At 65.9% G+C, this 19791-nt stretch carries 13 protein-coding genes; 8 read left to right on the forward strand and 5 right to left on the reverse strand.

From position 1 onward, the window contains the following. Positions 1-337: 337 nt before the first annotated feature. From R5H19_RS04685 to R5H19_RS04695, 3 genes are all read right to left on the reverse strand, one after another. Positions 338-1777 carry an IS1182 family transposase gene (locus tag R5H19_RS04685; protein WP_318157052.1) on the reverse strand — a complete coding sequence of 480 codons (1440 nt, stop codon included), beginning with the start codon at positions 1775-1777 and terminating at the stop codon, positions 338-340. 183 nt (positions 1778-1960) lie between these two features. Next, positions 1961-7189, reverse strand: coding sequence for an ATP-binding protein (locus R5H19_RS04690; RefSeq protein ID WP_318157791.1), 5229 nt, complete (start codon positions 7187-7189; stop codon positions 1961-1963). Positions 7190-7525: 336 nt separating this feature from the next. Further along, positions 7526-8965 carry an IS1182 family transposase gene (locus R5H19_RS04695; RefSeq protein WP_318157052.1) on the reverse strand — a complete coding sequence of 480 codons (1440 nt, stop codon included), beginning with the start codon at positions 8963-8965 and terminating at the stop codon, positions 7526-7528. Between the two features lie 622 nt (positions 8966-9587). On the opposite strand from R5H19_RS04695, the gene R5H19_RS04700 reads away from it, so the two are divergent. The 3 genes from R5H19_RS04700 (at position 9588) to R5H19_RS04710 (ending at position 11711) form a co-directional block, all read left to right on the forward strand. Continuing rightward, on the forward strand, positions 9588-10073 hold the full coding sequence (locus R5H19_RS04700; RefSeq protein ID WP_318157792.1) for a hypothetical protein: 486 nt from the start codon (positions 9588-9590) through the stop codon (positions 10071-10073). Between the two features lie 448 nt (positions 10074-10521). Beyond that, the gene (locus R5H19_RS04705) at positions 10522-11043 is read left to right on the forward strand and encodes a sigma-70 family RNA polymerase sigma factor (RefSeq protein ID WP_318157793.1); all 522 of its coding nucleotides are present in this window, start codon (positions 10522-10524) and stop codon (positions 11041-11043) included. A 2-nt stretch (positions 11044-11045) separates the two neighbouring features. Beyond that, positions 11046-11711 (forward strand): hypothetical protein, encoded by a 666-nt coding sequence (locus R5H19_RS04710; protein ID WP_318157794.1) that lies wholly within the window; start codon positions 11046-11048, stop codon positions 11709-11711. Positions 11712-11780: 69 nt separating this feature from the next. Here the strand turns inward: R5H19_RS04710 and R5H19_RS04715 are convergent, their stop codons facing one another. Beyond that, positions 11781-12242 (reverse strand): DUF4442 domain-containing protein, encoded by a 462-nt coding sequence (locus tag R5H19_RS04715; protein WP_318157795.1) that lies wholly within the window; start codon positions 12240-12242, stop codon positions 11781-11783. A 166-nt stretch (positions 12243-12408) separates the two neighbouring features. Beyond that, entirely contained in the window at positions 12409-13269 is an 861-nt protein-coding gene (trxA, locus tag R5H19_RS04720) for a thioredoxin (protein ID WP_318157796.1), read from the reverse strand. Between the two features lie 124 nt (positions 13270-13393). Between trxA and R5H19_RS04725 the strand changes: the two genes are divergently transcribed. The 5 genes from R5H19_RS04725 (at position 13394) to leuS (ending at position 19790) form a co-directional block, all read left to right on the forward strand. Next, complete coding sequence (locus tag R5H19_RS04725) at positions 13394-14011, forward strand: paraquat-inducible protein A (protein ID WP_318157797.1); 618 nt, start codon at positions 13394-13396, stop codon at positions 14009-14011. Next, a complete protein-coding gene (locus R5H19_RS04730; protein ID WP_318157798.1) occupies positions 14008-14661 on the forward strand; it encodes a paraquat-inducible protein A in 654 nt (217 codons plus the stop codon). The genes R5H19_RS04725 and R5H19_RS04730 overlap by 4 nt, the downstream gene beginning before the upstream one ends. Further along, entirely contained in the window at positions 14654-16354 is a 1701-nt protein-coding gene (locus R5H19_RS04735; RefSeq protein ID WP_318157799.1) for an MlaD family protein, read from the forward strand. Before R5H19_RS04730 ends, R5H19_RS04735 begins: the two co-directional genes overlap by 8 nt. After that, positions 16351-16962 (forward strand): PqiC family protein, encoded by a 612-nt coding sequence (locus R5H19_RS04740; protein WP_318157800.1) that lies wholly within the window; start codon positions 16351-16353, stop codon positions 16960-16962. The genes R5H19_RS04735 and R5H19_RS04740 overlap by 4 nt, the downstream gene beginning before the upstream one ends. A gap of 98 nt (positions 16963-17060) precedes the next feature. Further along, entirely contained in the window at positions 17061-19790 is a 2730-nt protein-coding gene (gene leuS / locus R5H19_RS04745) for a leucine--tRNA ligase (protein ID WP_318157801.1), read from the forward strand. Position 19791: the final 1 nt, after the last annotated feature.

Raw genomic sequence — 19791 nt, forward strand, 5'->3', positions numbered from 1 at the left:
GCGTTGCCTCAACTCGGGCATCCATGCCCTCGCCATGGCCCGCACTCGGTGCGCAACCGCGTTGCGGTTGCGAAGAGCAACACCGCGATGCCAGCGCTAGCATGCAACTCGGCTATGCGATGTAGCGGCTACCGACTGCTATCGGCCCAGGCTGTGTGAAAACGCGTGCGCGCTGCAAATGATGGCGTAATGGCTGCGCCGAGCGGTTTGCTGGCCGCTTGCAATCACCTACAGACGCCGCCGCGAAGACTTCGCCTCTTGAATTTCGGAGCAACTGATCGAGACCGAAGATCGCCATCGCGCCCCTTGGCGGAGGTATTTCGGGTGCAAAGCGCCTTCAGGCGCACATCGTCTGCATCAGCGGTGCGATGCCCAAGATTTTCATCACGCGTTTGAGGTTGTAGGCGAGCACGTGCAGGCTCATCTCTGTGCTGACGTGGTTGAGCGTACGCATCAGGAAGTGCGTCGACCCCATCCAGGCCTTCAGGGTGCCGAAGGGGTGTTCGACCGTCTGCCGTCGGATGCGCATCTTGTCTGGATCCTGATCCAGACGCTGCTGCATCGCGTCGATTACGGCTTCATGCTCCCAGCGTTTGACGCGTCGTTGCGGCGAAGAGGTGCACTGCGTCTTGAGCGGGCAGGCCTTGCACGCAGAGCTCCAGTAGCAATGCAGCGTCAATCCCTTTTCGACCGTGCTGAAACGCCAGATCAGCGACTGTCCGGCCGGGCAACGGTAAGAGTCGGTCTCGGGCAGATAGACGAAGTCCCGCTTGCCGAACAGGCCCTTGGCCTGGTTGTTGGAGGTCTGCGGACGAGGGACGTAGGCGGTGATGCCGACTTCCTCGCACGCCACGATTTCTTCCCCGCTGAAGTAACCACGATCAGCGACAACCTCAATGTGTTCGGCCTGCATTGCGGTGCGCGCACGCTTTGCCATGGCCGCCAGTTGGCTGCGATCGTTACCGATGTTGGTGACCTGATGGTCGACGATCAGGTGGTGCTGCGCATCGACCGCCGTCTGTACGTTGTAGCCGACGGTGCCGGTACCCTTGCCGCTGGTCGCCATGGATCGTGCATCCGGGTCGGTCAGCGAGATCTGCTGGTCAGGGGCGGCCTCGACTTCTTTGGCTAACGCCTGCATGCGCTGCATCTCCGACTGCAACTTCTCGACCTTTTCGTGAAGTCGCGTCGTGTGCGCTTCGGCGACCGGGGCTGCACCCTGGCGATCCGCGCTGTCCAGTTCCGACAGATATCGCGCCACGCTCTCTTCGATCTGCTCGATCCGGCGCTGCACCTTGGCGCGGGTGTAGTTCCGGTCGCGATTGTTGACCGCCTTGAACTTGCTGCCATCAATGGCTACCAGCGCCTGCGAAAACAGATCCAGCCGCCTACACAACACCACGAACTCGCGGCAGACCCGGCGGATCGCCGCACCATTGTCCCTGCGGAAATCGGCGATCGTCTTGAAGTCCGGCGACAGTCGACCGGTCAACCACATCAGCTCAATGTTCCGCTGCGCCTCGCGCTCCAGACGCCGGCTCGACTGCACGCGATTGAGGTAGCCGTAGATGTAGATCTTCAACAGCGTGGCCGGGTGATAGCCCGGACGACCAGTGGCCTGTGCAATCGCTCGCTCAAACCCCAGCGCGGTCAGATCGAGGTTGTCGACGAAGACGTCCACCACCCTCACGGGGTTGTCTTCCGTCACGTAGTCGTCGAGGCGCTCGGGAAGCAAGGTGCTCTGCGAGCGATCTTCACCTTCAACAAAACGTCCCATCGGCAACTCTCGTCGGCGCGGTGGGACAAGTCTATCGACTCAGAGAGTTTTCACACAGCCTGGGCCAAAAGCGGACATCGCCAACGTGTATGTATCGCGCTCGATGCGAGCGACTCGCCGGCAGTTTATCGCTCTCAAGTTGGGTCGCCTGTGGATCTGCTGGTCGCCGCCCACCTGATACCGCTATTTGGCATGGGCGTTAATGAGGCGAACCTGTTGCTGCAGGACCAGCGCGGGAGCGCTGTTGCGTCGTGCCAACCAATCTAAGGTATTCACTACCGAGCCGCGTAGTTCGCCGTCCTTGCGGAGCTCAGCCCGGTGATCGTTTAGCGCCTTATGGCAGAGCTCAAGGAGGCTGCCTTCCACCTCATCGAATCGAGAAGCCGACTCGGGCAGCGCCGCCGCGATCCATACCAATGCATCGCGCCGGATGGGTGCGCCGACATCAGTCGACGCAAAGGCGCTGAGGCTGGACAGAGCGTCCTCGTCGCAATGTAGGTATGTTGACGCCCACCGCCGATAAAGATCGGCATGGCGCCCGACTGCCCCGGTCGGTAGACGTGCAAGCGCCGAATCCAGGCCGAAGCCCAGTGCTTGCCCGACGAGGCGCGCCGTTCGGTAGACACGCGTGTTGGCCGACCACCGAGGCGACAGCATAAATTCGACGATGTGCGCCCATTCTTCCTCGAAGCTTGGCTTCGCGTCCGTCTGCAGCAACTGTAGGAACATGGCGGACAGGAAATGGCGAACTGCGGCCTCCCCGTCGGGTCCAAGCTCAATGATGGGAGACCACGCCATCTGGGCTAGCCCTGGGGGTGCATCGACCGATTTATGGGCGAGCGTTGCGACGATCTCGTAGCCAAGCTGGTCGCCGGGCAGATCGAGCTCAGAATCGCCGTCGCGCTTCGGGCCCGCCCCGTCGACTTCGAGCTTCCACAGCGCAGTGCACAGCGCGACGTCGTGCTCCCAGTTGCCCGTCCCCTCTCCTTCGAGGAGCCAGCGGAAGGCCCCCTGCAGGACGAGGGTATGAAGACCCGGGCCGCGGCCGAACTCAGGCGACCGTCGGGTCCTGTCCTCACTGCGGGCGGCATTTCGAACCTGACGGGAAAAATCGATTCGGTGGACACCAAGCGCCAGTCGATCCAATCGCAGGTCTTGCATGGACGAGGCGACACCCCAGACCCGGAGCCTGGTCAATCGCTCGCGCCAGCGCTGCCAACGTGCAGGCGTCGACGGCGGATCGCCGTAGCGTGGCGTGAGTAACGCGAGTGCCGCCCACATCGAGCAGATCTTGAGCAGCCGCCACCAGGCCGCTCCAAGGGAGAGCCTGGCTGCGTGTGCGGCCGCGACCACGGCGGCTGCGCCGCCACGGTCTTGGCTCGTCATCAGCCGAAGAAGCAGACGCTCCCAGCGTGGCGTTCCCGCCGACGTCGACCACTGGTCGACCACCGCGATTGCCAGTAATCGCAGGTCGAAAATCGAGTAGCCAATACGAAACGCGCGGCCACCGTCCTGATCGACCTCGAGGGCGCTGACCGTTTGCTCGATGAGTCCCTCGGAGAGTCCACGAATCTCCGCGTGAGCCTCGAGCCATTCGTGCCCTCGCGCCAGAAGCGTGGCCGCCGCCGCAACGCGTGCATTCGCCTTGGTCTCGTCGTTCTGACCTTCGACGGCATCAAACTTGGTCAGACAGGACGCCAGGTACCGTGCTTCTTCATCGCCCAGTGCCTGCATGGCGGAGAGCCGGTCGATGCATCGTTGGGGAAGCACCAACGCCTCGGTCGTCTGCCCATTCTCGGCATGCCACGTGTCGATCCTGGCCTCTAGATCTGGCGGCATGGTGAAACGGGCCCCTCCCTCGCCGGAACTGTCCGGCAAGTTGTTGCGACTGTCGAGCTGCGCGAGCAGGATGTCGTGCTCCAAGCGAGCCTTCTCGTCCCGTGGTTGCTCCCATTGCGCTGCCATTTCGCGAACATGGGAGGCAAAAGCCGTATCGGAGAGCAGCAGCTTGGTGACGACATCCAGGAGAGACCGGGAGCGATGTGGGGCGAACGCCCACTTTCGCATGAACTCGTATATACCCTCCCCGAAACGGATCCACATGTGCGGCTGGAACGTGTCGCCGATGTGCTCCACGCGGAACGCGTCCCAGTAGTAAAGCCTGGGCGAGCTGAGAAGCGGCAAGAGCGGCCCTTTCAGTAGATCAGGTCGGTGTTTTGCGACATTGACGAGTACGCCGAGCATGCCGACCGAGTGTGTCTCGCGGAAAAGACGAGCCACGACTGGCGCCACGTCTACTCCCCCATCGATCTGCATCGTCAGCCATCGCTCGAGAGCGTCGAGGGCCGCGAACAGGTGGCCGTTGCGGTGGGACGACTGTTGCGACCACTGCAGAACATGGTGATCGCCAATTAAAGGTCGAAGCGGCTTACCACGGGCGGCCAGTTGCACGGGCGCCTCCTCGCCGTCCTGTTCGGCCCATCGGTCGGTGCAGAAGTTGACGAGCTGCGTCATTGTCCCGAGCGCTACGTCAGGGGCGATACCCAGAAAGACCATCAACGGGCTCTGGTTGAACGTGCTGGGATAGGGAGACTCGCGCGACGTCAGCCCCAGGTTGGCTTCGTACCGGACGTCCTGATCGTCGCGCGTAGGCGACTCCTCGATCAGAACCGCGAGGAGAATTTCCTTGGCAAGCGATGCATCGTGGAGCGCGACGTACGAGAGTCCCCTCTCCAGAACTGCCTTACGGAATGTCGGGTCGACCTCACCTCGCGGACCCAAGGGCCATGCGGGCAGCGGCGTGCGAAACGACCTTAGCGTCGGCGGCATCCGCCGGGCCGCATCGTATCGACTGCGGTAGGTCTCGTTCTCCGCAATTCGCTTCGCGTGTTCGGCGGCTTTCGCATGTTGGATTGCGCTCACCTGTTGCTGCACGTGAACGTCGATCGCGCGCCTGCCTGCAAGCTCCAGGGCCCAGGCTCCGATTTTATCCGGAAGATCGGAAATTCCGGCGAGTGCTGCCGTGTAGATCGCAGTGGTTTTCTCGATATACCACGTGCCGGCGGCCTTCTCTGCCTGGACCGTACGGGCCATGTCCAGGGCGATCTGGGCGAGTTCACGGCGATAAGGAACGCGTGTTCCCTCGCCCAACGAGCGCGGCATCTGCGAGAGCCAGCTCTCAATGACCTCGGCCAAGGCTGGCAATTCCATACCCTGCAGTTGCTCGCGCAGACCCACTAGGTAACGCAGGACGGGAAACCACTGCTCGATGATGACCGAGCGGAACCTGGACGCGAGCAACATCTCCACGATCGACGCCTCGCTTCCGATCGTTTGCGAGGTCGATATGTGACGGAAGCGGCTCAATGCACGGGTCAGGAGCGCGCCCCTATCGGCCAGCAGTTGGGGCGTTCGTTCGTGCAGGAAGCGATCGGCCTCAGGGTCGAGCATGAGCGCCTCAAGCAAAAGGTTCCCCGCCGAGCTTCGGCCGCCCTCAGCGGCGTCCGCGGACTCCAATGCCGTATCCCATGCAGCTCTCTCGCCAACGCCTTCTCGTAGGAGGTATTGGCCGAATACCCGAAATGCGTTACGCCACAGCGGATTCGTCGCGAGTGCGACCCACCGATCAGGCTCTTCGGTGAATTGCTTGAGCCATTCAAAGCGCGCGAGGTCTGCTGCCAGGTCGTGCTCGAACTCTACACGATTGGCCTTATCGATCCGCAACGGCAGCGGAGAGGTCCTGGGGTCGAGCACCCTCGCGCGTTCCACGCCAAGCTCCGTCAATGGAGTTCGAGGCTGGAACTCCGCTTCCTTGCACGCGAGCTCCATTGTCAGTACCTGGACGTCGCGGCGATCGCCTGTCCAGTACGACCAAAGCTGGTCGGCGATCAGCGGGTAATGAACGGGTACACCGCTCTCCGGGAGCGAGATGCTCGATTCCAGCACCCAGGCAAGGGTCTTCAGGTTACCGAGATTTGCGACGGCCTCCGAACGCGAAGCGAGCCATGCAAGCCGGCTGTCTCCCCGTATGGCGTCTTGCACCTCACCCTCCGACAGCGCGCCCACCGCCACCTCGAACGCCGGGCCCGTCAGGCGCGGGTCGACTCGCTGGGTGACGATGACCGCATGCCAACCGGTGTTGCCCGATGCGGATGACCTTAGGAACTGGATTAGTTTGCGAGCGAGGAAACTGTCCTCCTGCGAGATGCGTTCTGCGCTGTCGAGCACCAGCAAGCCTCGTTCGGCCGCCGTCGTTGGAAGGATCTCCTCGATCGGGTGCCTCAGCCCGCTACGTGCTCGACCGTTTGCGCTCAAGACATTGCCCAGGTCCTCTGGTCGCAGCCAAACCTGCGTCCAATCGGTCAGGTGCAATTCCGCGACCCGCTTGAGGAGCGCGGATTTGCCCGTTCCCGATTCACCGACGAGTTCGACGACCCGATTGGACTTGATCGCCGCCAAGAGTCCATCAGAGGCCGTTGTACGCGGAAGGACGTGGCCGGACGAAAACTGGGTCTCGATCCTCGACTTGTTGTCCGACGTGATTTGATCGAGGTGGTGCCAATCGGCCGAAAAGTTGGGTCGATTGAGGAATCGAAAGCGATGCTTCAGTTCCTCCCAAAGGTCCTGCAGGGTCAATGTCCCGAGGGAGAGTCGAACGCGCTTCGCGACCTTGACGAGGTACTCCCACACCTCCTCCGCCTCGGCGGCATCCGCGCTGGCCAACATCACGCGAATCTGCCCGAGTGCAGCACTGCGGTCGGTCGAGTGCTCGGCTTCCAGGTTTAGCGGCAGAACATGCAGGTGGCGTATCAACTCCACGGCGTCTTCGTCGCGCGGGGTCGGCTGAACGGCGAGCACGCTCTGGAATACGCGTACCTGCTTCCGGTTCTGACGAATACGCGCCAGACCCAAGGTGGGGTCAGGGCTCTCGCATGCGGCTCGAATTTCCCTCCAAGGGGCTTCGAATGCGGCGATGGGTGCATTGGTGACCAGCGCCAGGCGATCCTTCGTGCGATCAACTACGCCCGTGGCGTCCCGCCACTGCGCCCATGCCCGTTCGACGAAATCCCTCGGAAGGCCTGCGGCAGTGACCTGCGTGTTGCCCTTGGCCGACAGGGCAAGGCGACCGGCATCCGACGTCACCAGCAGATCGTCGATCGTCCAACCAAGCGCCGATACCTGCGCCTGGACTTGTGACGCTGTGCCCCCGACAAACGGAATGGGCGCGCCTTGGATCATGTGGACCATCAACCACGCGCTGATCAGGTCCTCGAAATGAAATCCCGCGCCTGATGTGGATCTCAAAGTCGCCGGCGCAGCTCGACGGCGCTTTTGTGGCGTCTTAGCCGTCTTGGCGGCCTTAGCGGATGTACCGGCTGGCGAGTGACGGGCGGGCTTATCGCGGTTAGGCATGTTAGGTCATTCGTACACAGGGCAATGGGCTGATGTTAAGCCGCATGTGTCTCGCGGCCTACGCCGGTGTCAACTCCCGACGATTCGCACATCGAACCAGGAATACGCAGTAATTAGATCACTAAGCGAGATGTCCGCTTAGGGTCCAGGCTGTGTGAAAACGCGTGCGCGCTGCAAATGATGGCGTAATGGCTGCGCCGAGCGGTTTGCTGGCCGCTTGCAATCACCTACAGACGCCGCCGCGAAGACTTCGCCTCTTGAATTTCGGAGCAACTGATCGAGACCGAAGATCGCCATCGCGCCCCTTGGCGGAGGTATTTCGGGTGCAAAGCGCCTTCAGGCGCACATCGTCTGCATCAGCGGTGCGATGCCCAAGATTTTCATCACGCGTTTGAGGTTGTAGGCGAGCACGTGCAGGCTCATCTCTGTGCTGACGTGGTTGAGCGTACGCATCAGGAAGTGCGTCGACCCCATCCAGGCCTTCAGGGTGCCGAAGGGGTGTTCGACCGTCTGCCGTCGGATGCGCATCTTGTCTGGATCCTGATCCAGACGCTGCTGCATCGCGTCGATTACGGCTTCATGCTCCCAGCGTTTGACGCGTCGTTGCGGCGAAGAGGTGCACTGCGTCTTGAGCGGGCAGGCCTTGCACGCAGAGCTCCAGTAGCAATGCAGCGTCAATCCCTTTTCGACCGTGCTGAAACGCCAGATCAGCGACTGTCCGGCCGGGCAACGGTAAGAGTCGGTCTCGGGCAGATAGACGAAGTCCCGCTTGCCGAACAGGCCCTTGGCCTGGTTGTTGGAGGTCTGCGGACGAGGGACGTAGGCGGTGATGCCGACTTCCTCGCACGCCACGATTTCTTCCCCGCTGAAGTAACCACGATCAGCGACAACCTCAATGTGTTCGGCCTGCATTGCGGTGCGCGCACGCTTTGCCATGGCCGCCAGTTGGCTGCGATCGTTACCGATGTTGGTGACCTGATGGTCGACGATCAGGTGGTGCTGCGCATCGACCGCCGTCTGTACGTTGTAGCCGACGGTGCCGGTACCCTTGCCGCTGGTCGCCATGGATCGTGCATCCGGGTCGGTCAGCGAGATCTGCTGGTCAGGGGCGGCCTCGACTTCTTTGGCTAACGCCTGCATGCGCTGCATCTCCGACTGCAACTTCTCGACCTTTTCGTGAAGTCGCGTCGTGTGCGCTTCGGCGACCGGGGCTGCACCCTGGCGATCCGCGCTGTCCAGTTCCGACAGATATCGCGCCACGCTCTCTTCGATCTGCTCGATCCGGCGCTGCACCTTGGCGCGGGTGTAGTTCCGGTCGCGATTGTTGACCGCCTTGAACTTGCTGCCATCAATGGCTACCAGCGCCTGCGAAAACAGATCCAGCCGCCTACACAACACCACGAACTCGCGGCAGACCCGGCGGATCGCCGCACCATTGTCCCTGCGGAAATCGGCGATCGTCTTGAAGTCCGGCGACAGTCGACCGGTCAACCACATCAGCTCAATGTTCCGCTGCGCCTCGCGCTCCAGACGCCGGCTCGACTGCACGCGATTGAGGTAGCCGTAGATGTAGATCTTCAACAGCGTGGCCGGGTGATAGCCCGGACGACCAGTGGCCTGTGCAATCGCTCGCTCAAACCCCAGCGCGGTCAGATCGAGGTTGTCGACGAAGACGTCCACCACCCTCACGGGGTTGTCTTCCGTCACGTAGTCGTCGAGGCGCTCGGGAAGCAAGGTGCTCTGCGAGCGATCTTCACCTTCAACAAAACGTCCCATCGGCAACTCTCGTCGGCGCGGTGGGACAAGTCTATCGACTCAGAGAGTTTTCACACAGCCTGGGCCGAAAGCGGCCATCCAAAACCACTCCCACATTACCTTCATCTCCGAAGGGTGGTGGAACGTCTGTCCGTGTTCCTGGCCGAGCGCCGAGGCTTTTGCTCTGCTCCAGCTTTTCTGAGGAGTGCGGGCCACGATGGCCCGCTGCTTTACCGGGGTCCCTTGCGCGGCGGTGAGGCGGGGCCGACAGGCCGCGCAGCGGGCATCGACAGGGATGTCGATGCCTTTTCGCGCGGGCAGGAGCCCGCTCGAAAAGCCCGGCTCCGGCTCACGGACTTGCCGCCCATGGATGGGCGGCAAGCGCCAAGCGGGGTGGCCTTTCTCTTTGGTTACTTTCTCTTTGGCCACGCAAAGAGAAAGTAACTCGGGCGCCAACGGCGCACGAAAGCTCTTGCTTCTGCTGTCGATGGTGGCAAGCCGGACGCGACAGCCAGGACACCACACTACCCGGCAACCCTCATCCATCCCCTACACCACACCGCGCCCCAAGCCCGCAGCCGGTGATTGCTACGCTCCCCGCGCCGCCGATCCGGCGGCTTGCGACATACAAGGGAGTGTTTCCATGTCCAGTGACAATCGAATTTCGGCGGTGCTGTCGGATGAGCAGGTGACTTCGGTGCAGGGCGCGCTGGCGGCGATGCGTGCGGCGCTGCCGTTTCTGGTGACGCTGTCGGCGCAGGAGCGGCAGGCCTTGCCGCGGCTGGGGCCGAAGTCGGTGGGGTTCGACGAGAAGTGCGTGACCTATATGGCGAACCGGGCGGAGTTCGTGCCGGGTTTCGTGGATCTGGCCGAGGTGCAGAAGGATCGCGCCCTGCGCAGCCAGTTGCTGCGCTTCGCGGCAGAGCTGCAGACGCTGGCCGCCAGCGTGGACGACACGCTGCAGCTGGTGGCCAGCGAGGTGTGGATGGCCGACCTGGCCTACTACCAGAGCGTGCGCGAGGCGGCCCACCGCGGCCGCGACGGCGCGCAGGACGTGTACGACGACCTGCGCCAGCGCTTCCCCGGCCCGCGTGCCAACCGTGCCGCGCCGGAACCGGCCGCGGCCTGAGTCGTGAACCCCGGCGGGGCGGTCGCCGACCGTGCCGCCGGGCCCTTGCCGGTCGACCTGGACCGGCGCCACCGCGGCAGCGCGGTTCGCCACCCCGGCGCCGCGCTTCGCGGCCTCCCCGTCGACCTTCCGAACCGCCGCGCCGACCTGGGGCACGTCCCCGTCGAGCTTCGGAACCTCTCCGCCGCGCTTCGCGACCTCCCCGTCGACCTTCCGAACCGCCGCGCCGACCTGGGCCACGTCCCCGTCGAGGTTCGGAACCTCTCCGTCGGGCTTCGCGACCTCCTCGCCGGGGTTGCGAACCTCCCGGCGGACCTGCGAAGCCTCCCGGTCGGGGTTCGCCATGTCCTCGCCGACCTTCGGAAGCGCACCCGCCGCCCATCGTTGCCCTGTGATTTTTTTCCGTACCCTGCGAATCATGGGGGGAACCGCGAGGAAGCAGGCGTCCATGACCGGCAGACAACACCAGCAACGTTTCGAGTCGCTGCTGCACGAGCATCGCAGGATCGTGTTCAAGGTGGCCGGCCTGTACAGCCGCAGCGCCGCCGATCGCGACGACCTGGTGCAGGAGATCAGCGCGCAGCTGTGGCGCTCGTTCGGTAGCTACGACGAGGGGCGGGCGAAGTTTTCCACCTGGCTGTACCGCATCGCGCTGAACGTGGCGATCTCGCAGGCGCGGCGCTGGCCGGAGGCCGACCGCTTCGAGCCGCTGGAAGCGCATCACCTGGAAACCGTCGGCGGCGGCGAGCCGATACCCGAGCAGGACGAACGACTGAGCGCGCTGTACGCGTTCATCGGCCAGCTCGATCCACTCAACCGCGCGCTGATCCTGCTGTACCTGGAAGACCGCAGCTATACCGAGATGGCCGAGATCCTCGGCCTCAGCGAAACCAACGTGGCGACCAAGCTCGGTCGCATCAGGCAGAAACTGCGCGGCCAGATGACCGCCGCGCAGGCCACCGGAGCATGACCATGGAACTCGACGAGATGAAACAGGCGTGGGCACACCTGGACCTGCGTCAGGACGGCATGGAGGCGCTGCTGCGTCAGGATTTCCGCGACCGCCGGCTGGACAAGGCGCGTTCGACGTTGCGCTGGAGTCTGTTGGGGCAGGCGCTCGAGATCGCCTGCTGGCTGGCCTTCGTGGTGTTCGTCGCCTCGTTCTGGGTGGCGCACCGGCAGGTCACGCATCTGCTGGTGGTCGGCCTGCTGCTGCATGCCTATGGCATCGCCGGCATCTGGTCCAGCGCCACCCAGCTGTTCCTGCTCAGCCGCATCTACCTGTTCGACGCGCCGGTGCTGGTGCTGCAGCGGCGGCTGGCCCAGCTGCGCCGCTTCCGCATGGTCAGCACGCTGGCGCTGGGCCTGCCGTGGTGGTTCCTGTGGCTGCTGCTGCCGCTGGTGGTGCTGACCTGGTGGTCCGGGACCGACATGTTCGCCGGGGCCTCGGGCTGGATCTGGGCGAACATGGCGGTGGGCGCCGTGGGTGTCGGCTTCAGCCTGTGGCTGGCGCGCCGCCTGGCCGCTCGCCCGCTCCGCTCGCCGTGGCTGCGGCGCATGGTCGACGACATGTCCGGCTGCACGCTGGCGCGCGTCTCGCGGCAACTCGACGAGATCGCCCGCTTCGAACGCGAGTGAGGCGGCGGCTGCGGCGTCCGCCGTGGATGTCGTGCAGGGGGCCGGGAAAGCCGGCGGACGGTGTCCGCCCTACGCGGCGGCGCGCGCCTTCGGCTTCAATCGCACGTAGAGCTGCTTGCGCACCACCGCGATGAGCTTGCCGGAGGCGGTGGTCACTTCGGTCTCGAACCAGCGCAGCACTTTTTCGCCGCCGGCCGCCGCCGCGCGCAGTTCGTCGACGACGCTGCTTTCCAGCTTGAAGTGGGCGTAGACGTCTTCGTAGCCCGGCGCCACGAAGTCGATCGTGCCGGCCTTGTCCCACACGTAGTAGTCGCGGCCGAGCTGGTGCATCGCCAGCAGCATCCAGAACGGGTCGACCATGGCGAACAGGCTGCCGCCGAACTGGCTCTTCACGTAGTTGCGGTTCCACGGGCGCAGCCGCAGCACCACCTTCGCCTCGCGGTAGTCGTCGCTGAGCGACAGCACGCGGATGCCGCTGAACAGGTACGGCGGCCACAGGTTGAGCAGCCGACGGAAGGTGGAGGCGCGCATGGGAGAGGAATCCGGGCGGGAAGTGCCGATCATACCCGGGCGTACGCAGCGGTATGGAGTGGGCTTTTCCGTAGGGCGGACACCGTCCGCCGCTTTCGCGTCGCCGGAGAACAAACGCCGGCGGGCAGTGCCCGCCCTACGCCACGTTGCGTTGCAGAAGGCCGGCTCAGAACAGCAGCGAAGCCATCCGGCGCCGGTAGCGGCCGACCAGTTCGGCGTCGTCGAGCGTGGCGAAGGCGGCAAGCAGGCGCTTCTTCGCGGCACCGTCGTTCCAGTCGCGGGCCTGCTGCAGGATGACGAGGAACTGTTCCAGGCCGGCTTCGGCATCGCCCTGTCGCAGCAGTTGCACGCCGAGCTGGTCGCGCGCCTCCCAGTCGCCGGCATCGGCCTGCACGCGCTGTTGCAGTTCGGCCACGCCGGGCGCGGCTTGTGCAGCGTGGGCCAGCTCCAGTTCGTTGCGCAGGCGCACGGCGCGCGCGTCGGTGGCGAGGTTGGCCGGCAGCGCGGCCAGCTCGGCTTCGGCGGCGGCGACGTTGCCGGCATGCATCAGCGCCAGTGCCAGGTCGAGTTTCAGTTCGGGCCGATCCGGGGCGGCAGCGATCGCCTGCTGCAGCCGGTTGATCGCCTGCTCCGGGGTTTCCGGCACGGCTTCCTCGGCGGGCTCGGCAGCTTCCAGCGGCTGCACGTGGCGCGACAGGAATTCGCGCAGCTGGCCTTCGGGCAGCGCACCGGTGAAGCCGTCGAGCACCTGGCCATCCTTCACCAGCACCACGGTGGGGATGCTGCGGATGCCGAACATGCCGGCCAGTTCCTGCTGCGCGTCCACGTCCACCTTGCCCAGCCGAAACGCGCCGTTGTACTCGGCGGCGAGTTTTTCCAGCATCGGGCCAAGCGTCTTGCACGGCCCGCACCAGGCGGCCCAGAAATCCACCAGCACCGGCGTGGTCAGCGAAGCCTGCAGCACGTCGGCTTCGAAGGTCTGCTGGTCCACGTCGAACACGTGGGAAACGGTGGCGGCATCGGTCACGGGAAACTCCAGCTCGGCGGGTGCCGGTTCAGATCAGGGTGGCGACGCAGCATATCAAGCGGCGCGTTCACGATAGATTTGCGAGAATCCCCGGATCGTCACGCCGAGGCAAGGCACCCGCTGCATGGGCATGAGCTCACCTGAAGCGCTGTTGGTCTGCGAGCACTGCGACACGGTCTACCACCGGCGCCCGCTGGCGCGCGGCGACGTGGCCACGTGCGCGCGCTGCGGGGCGGAGCTGGAGCGCCACCACGCGATGAGCGTGAACGCGATGCTGGCGCTGATCCTGACCGCGATGATCGTGTTCGTGCAGGCGAACATGTGGCCGATCGTGACGCTGGGCCTGAGCGGCCAGTTGAGCAGCACCACGCTGTGGGGCGTGATCCTCGCGATGTGGCGCGAGCAGGCCCAGGTGGTGTCGGTGCTGGTGGCCGCCACGCTGTTCTTCTTTCCGCTGCTGAAGATGCTGCTGCTGGGCTGGCTGCTGTGGTTCGCCCGGGTCGGGCGGCGCGCACCGGGCTTCGTGCGGCTGATGGTGGGGCTGCACTACCTCGGGCCGTGGACGATGAGCGAGGTGTTCGTGCTGGGCGCGCTGGTGGCGATCGTCAAGGCGCACACCTATTTCGACGTGATCGCGGACCCGGGCATCTACGCGTATGCCGCGCTGACCCTGCTGATCACCATCTTCGCCGGAGTGGATCTGCGCCGGCTGTGGGACGAAGTGCCGGAGCAGGCCGCGTGAACGCCATGCCGCGCGCCGTCGAGCTGGGCCTGATCGCCTGCACGGTGTGCGGGCAGGTGTGCCGCACCGTGCCCGGCGACCCGCAACTGGACGGCGACGGCGTGGGCGACGCCATGGCCTGCCCGCGCTGCGGCAGCACGCTGCGCCGGCGCAAGACGGACAGCTACGCGCGTACCTGGGCGTTGCTGATCGCCGCATTCATCCTGTACATCCCGGCCAACGTGCTGCCGATCATGCGCACCGCCAGCCTCAACGACGTGGACGACAACACCATCATCAGCGGCGTGGTGGAGCTGTGGGTGAAGGGCTCGCCGGACCTGGCGATCATCGTGTTCACCGCCAGCATCGTGGTGCCGATGCTGAAATTCCTCGCGCTGGGCACCTTGCTGGTGAGCAGCCGGCGCGGCAGCGGCTGGGCGCGGGTGCAGCGTGCAAAACTCTATCGGCTGGTCGAGCTGATCGGCTACTGGTCGATGCTGGACGTGTTCGTGGTGGCGCTGCTGACCGCACTGGTGCGTTTCAGCGTGCTGAGCCTGGTGGAACCGCTGCCCGGCGTGATCTTCTTCGGCCTGACCGTGGTGCTGACCATGCTGGCCTCGATGAGTTTCGACCCCCGCCTGATCTGGGATGGCAAGGATACCGATGACTGACGACAACCCCATCGAACCGGCTCCGCCGGGCAATGGCGAACTGCCGCGGCCGGTGGTAAGGCGGCGGCGCGTGAACGCCTCGCTGATCTGGCTGGTGCCGGCGCTGGCGGCGCTGGTCGGCCTGTCGCTGGTGATCAACAACTGGCTGCAGGCCGGGCCGCAGATCACCATCAGCTTCCAGAGCGCCGAAGGCCTGGACGCCGGCAAGACCCCGGTGAAGTACAAGAACGTGGTGATCGGGCGGGTCAACAAGATCCGCCTGAGCAGCGACCGCAGCCACGTGCTGGTCAGCGTGGCGCTGGAGAAGAGCGCTGCGGGCTTCGCCACCAGGGACACGCGCTTCTGGGTGGTGCGGCCGCGGATCGGCCTGGGCGGCGTGTCCGGCATCGACACCCTGCTGTCGGGCGCCTTCATCGGCGCCGACGTGGGCGATTCGACGGAACCGGAGGACGAGTTCAAGGGACTGGAACTGCCGCCGGCGGTGAACCATGGCGCGCCGGGGCGCAGCTTCATCCTGCACAGCGACGACCTGGGATCGCTCGACATCGGCTCGCCGGTGTACTACCGACGCATCCAGGTCGGCCGGGTGGCGTCCTACGAGCTGGACAAGGACGGCAAGGGCGTCTCGCTGCACATCTTCGTGGATGGCCCCAACGACAAGTTCGTCACGCGCTCCTCGCGCTTCTGGAACGCCAGCGGCGTGGACGTGTCGCTCGGCGCGAACGGGCTGAAGGTCAACACACAGTCGCTGGCCACCGTGCTGGCCGGCGGCGTGGTGTTCCAGGACCCGCCTGGCCCGCACGACAGCACGCCGGCGGCGGAAGACGCTTCGTACAAGCTGTTCAACGACCAGGCCACCGCGATGGCGCCGCCGGACGGCGAGCCGCATTACATCCGCATGCGCTTCGAGCAGTCGGTGCGCGGGCTGGCGGTGGACGCGCCGGTGGAGTTCCTCGGCATCAACATCGGCAAGGTGGTGTCGGTGCGGCTGGACTACGACGAGCGGACGCAGCGCTTCCCGGTGCTGGTCGGCGCGGTGATCTACCCGCAGCGCCTGGGCGCCGCCTACGACAAGCTGGAAGCGCTGGCCAGGGCGCACGGCGAGAATGCCGACCTGCCGCAGTTGATGGGGCGCCTGGTCGAGCACGGCCTGCGCGCGCAGGCGCGCACCGGCAACCTGCTCACCGGCCAGCTGTACGTGGCGCTGGATTTCATCCCGAAGACGCCGAAGGTGGCGTTCGACCCGGCCGCGAAACCGCTGACCGTACCCACCGTGCCGGGCAGCTTCGACAAGCTGCAGGAGCAGATGGCCGGGATCGTGGACAAGCTCGCCAAGGTGCCGTTCGACAGCATCGGGCAGAACCTGGACCGCAGCCTGGCCGGGCTCGACCGCACGCTGAAGCAGGTCAATGGCCAGACGCTGCCGGCGGTCAGGGACACCTTGCATGGCGTGCGGCAGACCATGGGCACGGCGAACGAGGCGCTGGCCGGCGACTCGCCGCTGCAGCAGAACCTGGGCGCCACGCTGGAACAGCTGCAGCGCATGGCGCGTTCGCTGCGCGTGCTGACCGATTACCTGGGTGGCCATCCGGAGGCGTTGATCCGCGGCCGTCGCCCGGACGCGAAGCCGGCCGACGCGACACCCGTCACCGCGCCCGCGGCGGTTCCGCCGGCGCAAGGGAGCAAGCCATGATGCGTAGCGCAAGACACTTGGCGGGCGTGGCGGCCGGCCTGCTGCTGGCGGCCTGCGCTTCGGCGCCGCTGCATTACTACACGCTGGTGGCGCCGGCCGACGAGTCGGCCGCGGCGTCGTCTGCGCCGTCGCTGCCGTTCGAACTGCTGCCGGTCGGCGTGCCGGCCCAGGTCGACCAGCCGCAGCTGGTGGTGCGCGAAGGCGGGCAGGGCGTGGCCCTGCTCGGCAGCGAGCGCTGGATCGCCCCGCTCGGCGACGAAGTGCGCAGTGCGCTGTCGGCCGAGCTGGCGCGCGAACTGGGCAGCGCGGACGTCAGCGGCCTGCCCGGCAACGGCCAGCCGCTGCTGCGGATCAAGCTGGACCTGCGCCGGTTCGACTCCGCACCCGGCAGCTACGCCCTGATCGAGGCGGCCTGGAGCGTGCGCCTGCTGCACGGCGAGCGGCCCGCCGCGCTGGCTTGCACCAGCCGGGTCAGCGAGGCGGTGGGGCCGGGTTATCCCGCGCTGGTGCAGGGCCATCAGCGCGCGCTCGGCCGGCTGGCGGCGCAGGTCGCCGGCGTGGCCCGCGCGCTCGGCAGCGGCCGGACGCCTGCCTGCCCGGCCGGCTGAGGGCGCAAACTTGGCGCCCGGCCTGCGCTGGGCTAGTCTGATCAGTTCACTCGCCGGCTTGTTCCGGCACGCATTCATCGCACCACGGCAACGGAACCATGCAGGACACTCAAGCCCCGACCACCCCCGACCAGGATGAAGCCGCCTATCGCCCGCAGGCGGTGGAGGCTGCCGCGCAGCGCTACTGGAACGCGCAGCGCGCCTATGAAGTGAAGGAGGACGCGTCGCGGCCGAAGTTCTACTGCCTTTCCATGCTGCCGTACCCGTCGGGCGCGCTGCACATGGGCCACGTGCGCAACTACACCATCGGCGACGTGATCAGCCGCTACCAGCGCATGCAGGGCAAGAACGTGCTGCAGCCGATGGGCTGGGACGCCTTCGGCCTGCCGGCGGAGAACGCCGCGATCAAGAACGCCACCGCGCCGGCGAAGTGGACCTACGCCAACATCGAGCACATGCGCAGCCAGCTGCAGTCGCTGGGCTACGCGATCGACTGGAGTCGCGAATTCGCCACCTGCCGGCCGGAGTATTACCGCTGGGAACAGCTGATGTTCACCCGCCTGCTGAAGAAGGGCCTGGCGTACCGCAAGAACGCGGTGGTGAACTGGGACCCGGTGGACCACACCGTGCTGGCCAACGAGCAGGTGGTGGACGGCCGCGGCTGGCGTTCCGGCGCGGTGGTCGAGAAGCGCGAGATCCCGCAGTGGTTCCTGAAGATCACCGGCTACGCACAGGAATTGCTCGACGGGCTGGACGCGCTGCCGGGCTGGCCCGACGCGGTGAAGACCATGCAGCGCAACTGGCTGGGGCGCAGCGAGGGGATGGAGATCCACTTCGCGGTGGAAGGCGAGAGCGAACCGCTGAGCGTGTTCACCACCCGCCCCGACACGCTGATGGGCGTCACCTTCGTCTCGATCGCCGGCGAGCATCCGCTGGCGCACAAGGCGGCGCAGGGCAACCCGCAGCTGGCGGCGTTCCTCGACGAGCTGAAGCACGGCGGCGTCTCCGAGGCCGAACTGGAAGCCCAGGACAAGCGCGGCATGGCCACCGGCCTGTACGCGATCCATCCGGTCAGCGGCGAGCGGGTGCCGGTATGGGTGGCCAACTTCGTGCTGATGGGCTACGGCACCGGCGCGGTGATGGCGGTGCCCGGCCACGACGAGCGCGACTTCGCGTTCGCGCACAAGTACGGCCTGCCGATCAGGCAGGTGATTGCCGCCGGCAACGAGAACTACGACGCGGCGACGTGGCAGGACTGGTATTCGGACAAGGCCCGCGCCGACATGCGCGTGGTGAATTCCGGCGCGATGGACGGCAAGGACTGCCGCGCCGCGTTCGACTACATCGCCGGCGTGCTCGAGGCGGCGGGCAAGGGCCAGCGCCGGGTCAACTGGCGCCTGCGCGACTGGGGCGTCAGCCGCCAGCGCTACTGGGGCTGCCCGATCCCGGTGATCTACTGCGCCAAGTGCGGCGCGGTGCCGGTGCCGGAAGACCAGTTGCCGGTGGTGCTGCCCGAGGACGTGGCGTTCAGCGGCGTGCAGTCGCCGATCAAGGCCGACCCCGAGTGGCGCAAGACCACCTGCCCGCAGTGCGGCGGCCCGGCCGAGCGCGAGACCGACACCTTCGACACCTTCATGGAGTCGAGCTGGTACTACGCGCGCTACACCAGTCCCGGCGCGCAGGCGCAGATCGACGAGCGCGCGAACTACTGGCTGCCGGTCGACCAGTACATCGGCGGCATCGAGCACGCGATCATGCACCTGCTGTACTTCCGCTTCTATCACAAGCTGCTGCGCGACGCCGGCATGGTGCACTCGGACGAGCCGGCGCAGAACCTGCTGTGCCAGGGCATGGTGACCGCCGAGACGTTCTACCGCGACAACGCCGACGGCTCGAAGGACTGGATCAACCCGGCCGCGGTGGAGGTCCGTCGCGACGACAAGGGGCGCGTGACCGGCGCGGTGCTGAAGGCCGACGGCCAGAGCGTGCACATCGGCGGTACCGAGAAGATGTCGAAGTCGAAGAACAACGGCATCGACCCGCAGACCATGGTGGACAAGTACGGCGCCGACACCGTGCGCCTGTTCTCGATGTTCGCCGCGCCGCCGGAGCAGTCGCTGGAATGGAGCGAGGCCGGCGTCGAGGGCATGGCGCGCTTCCTGAAGCGGCTGTGGCGCGAGGTGACCACGCACGCGGCGGGTCCGGATCACCCCCGTATAAGTGGCGTGGCCGCAGGCCACTCCGCTTCCCTTCCCCTGCCGGCAGGGGAAGGTGCCGCAGGCGGAAGGGGTGACGCCGCAGGCGTCATCGATCCGTCCGCGCTGGATGCGGGCCAGAAGGCCCTGCGCCGCCAGCTGCACGAGACGATCCAGAAGGTCAGCGACGATTTCGGCCGCCGGCACGCGTTCAACACCGCGATCGCCGCGCTGATGGAACTGCTGAACGCGCTGGGCAAGTTCAACGACACCAGCGAGCAGGGTCGCGCCGTGCGCCACGAAGCGCTGGAGGCGATGGTGCTGCTGCTCAACCCGGTGGTGCCGCACGTCAGTCATGCGCTGTGGCAGGTGCTGGGCCACGCCGAGACGGTGCTGGAAGACCAGCCATGGCCGCAGGTCGATGCGACCGCGCTGGTGCGCGACACGCTGACCCTGGCGGTGCAGATCAACGGCAAGCTGCGCGCTACCATCGAGGCCGCCGCCCATGCCTCGAAGGAAGACGTCGAGGCGCTGGCGCTGGCCCAGCCGCAGGTGGCGCACTTCCTGGAAGGCATGACGGTGCGCAAGGTCATCGTGGTACCCGGCAAGATCGTCAACATCGTCGCAGGATGAA

It is taken from the genome of Rhodanobacter sp. KK11 (assembly GCF_033345435.1).
Taxonomy (GTDB): Bacteria; Pseudomonadota; Gammaproteobacteria; order Xanthomonadales; family Rhodanobacteraceae; genus Rhodanobacter.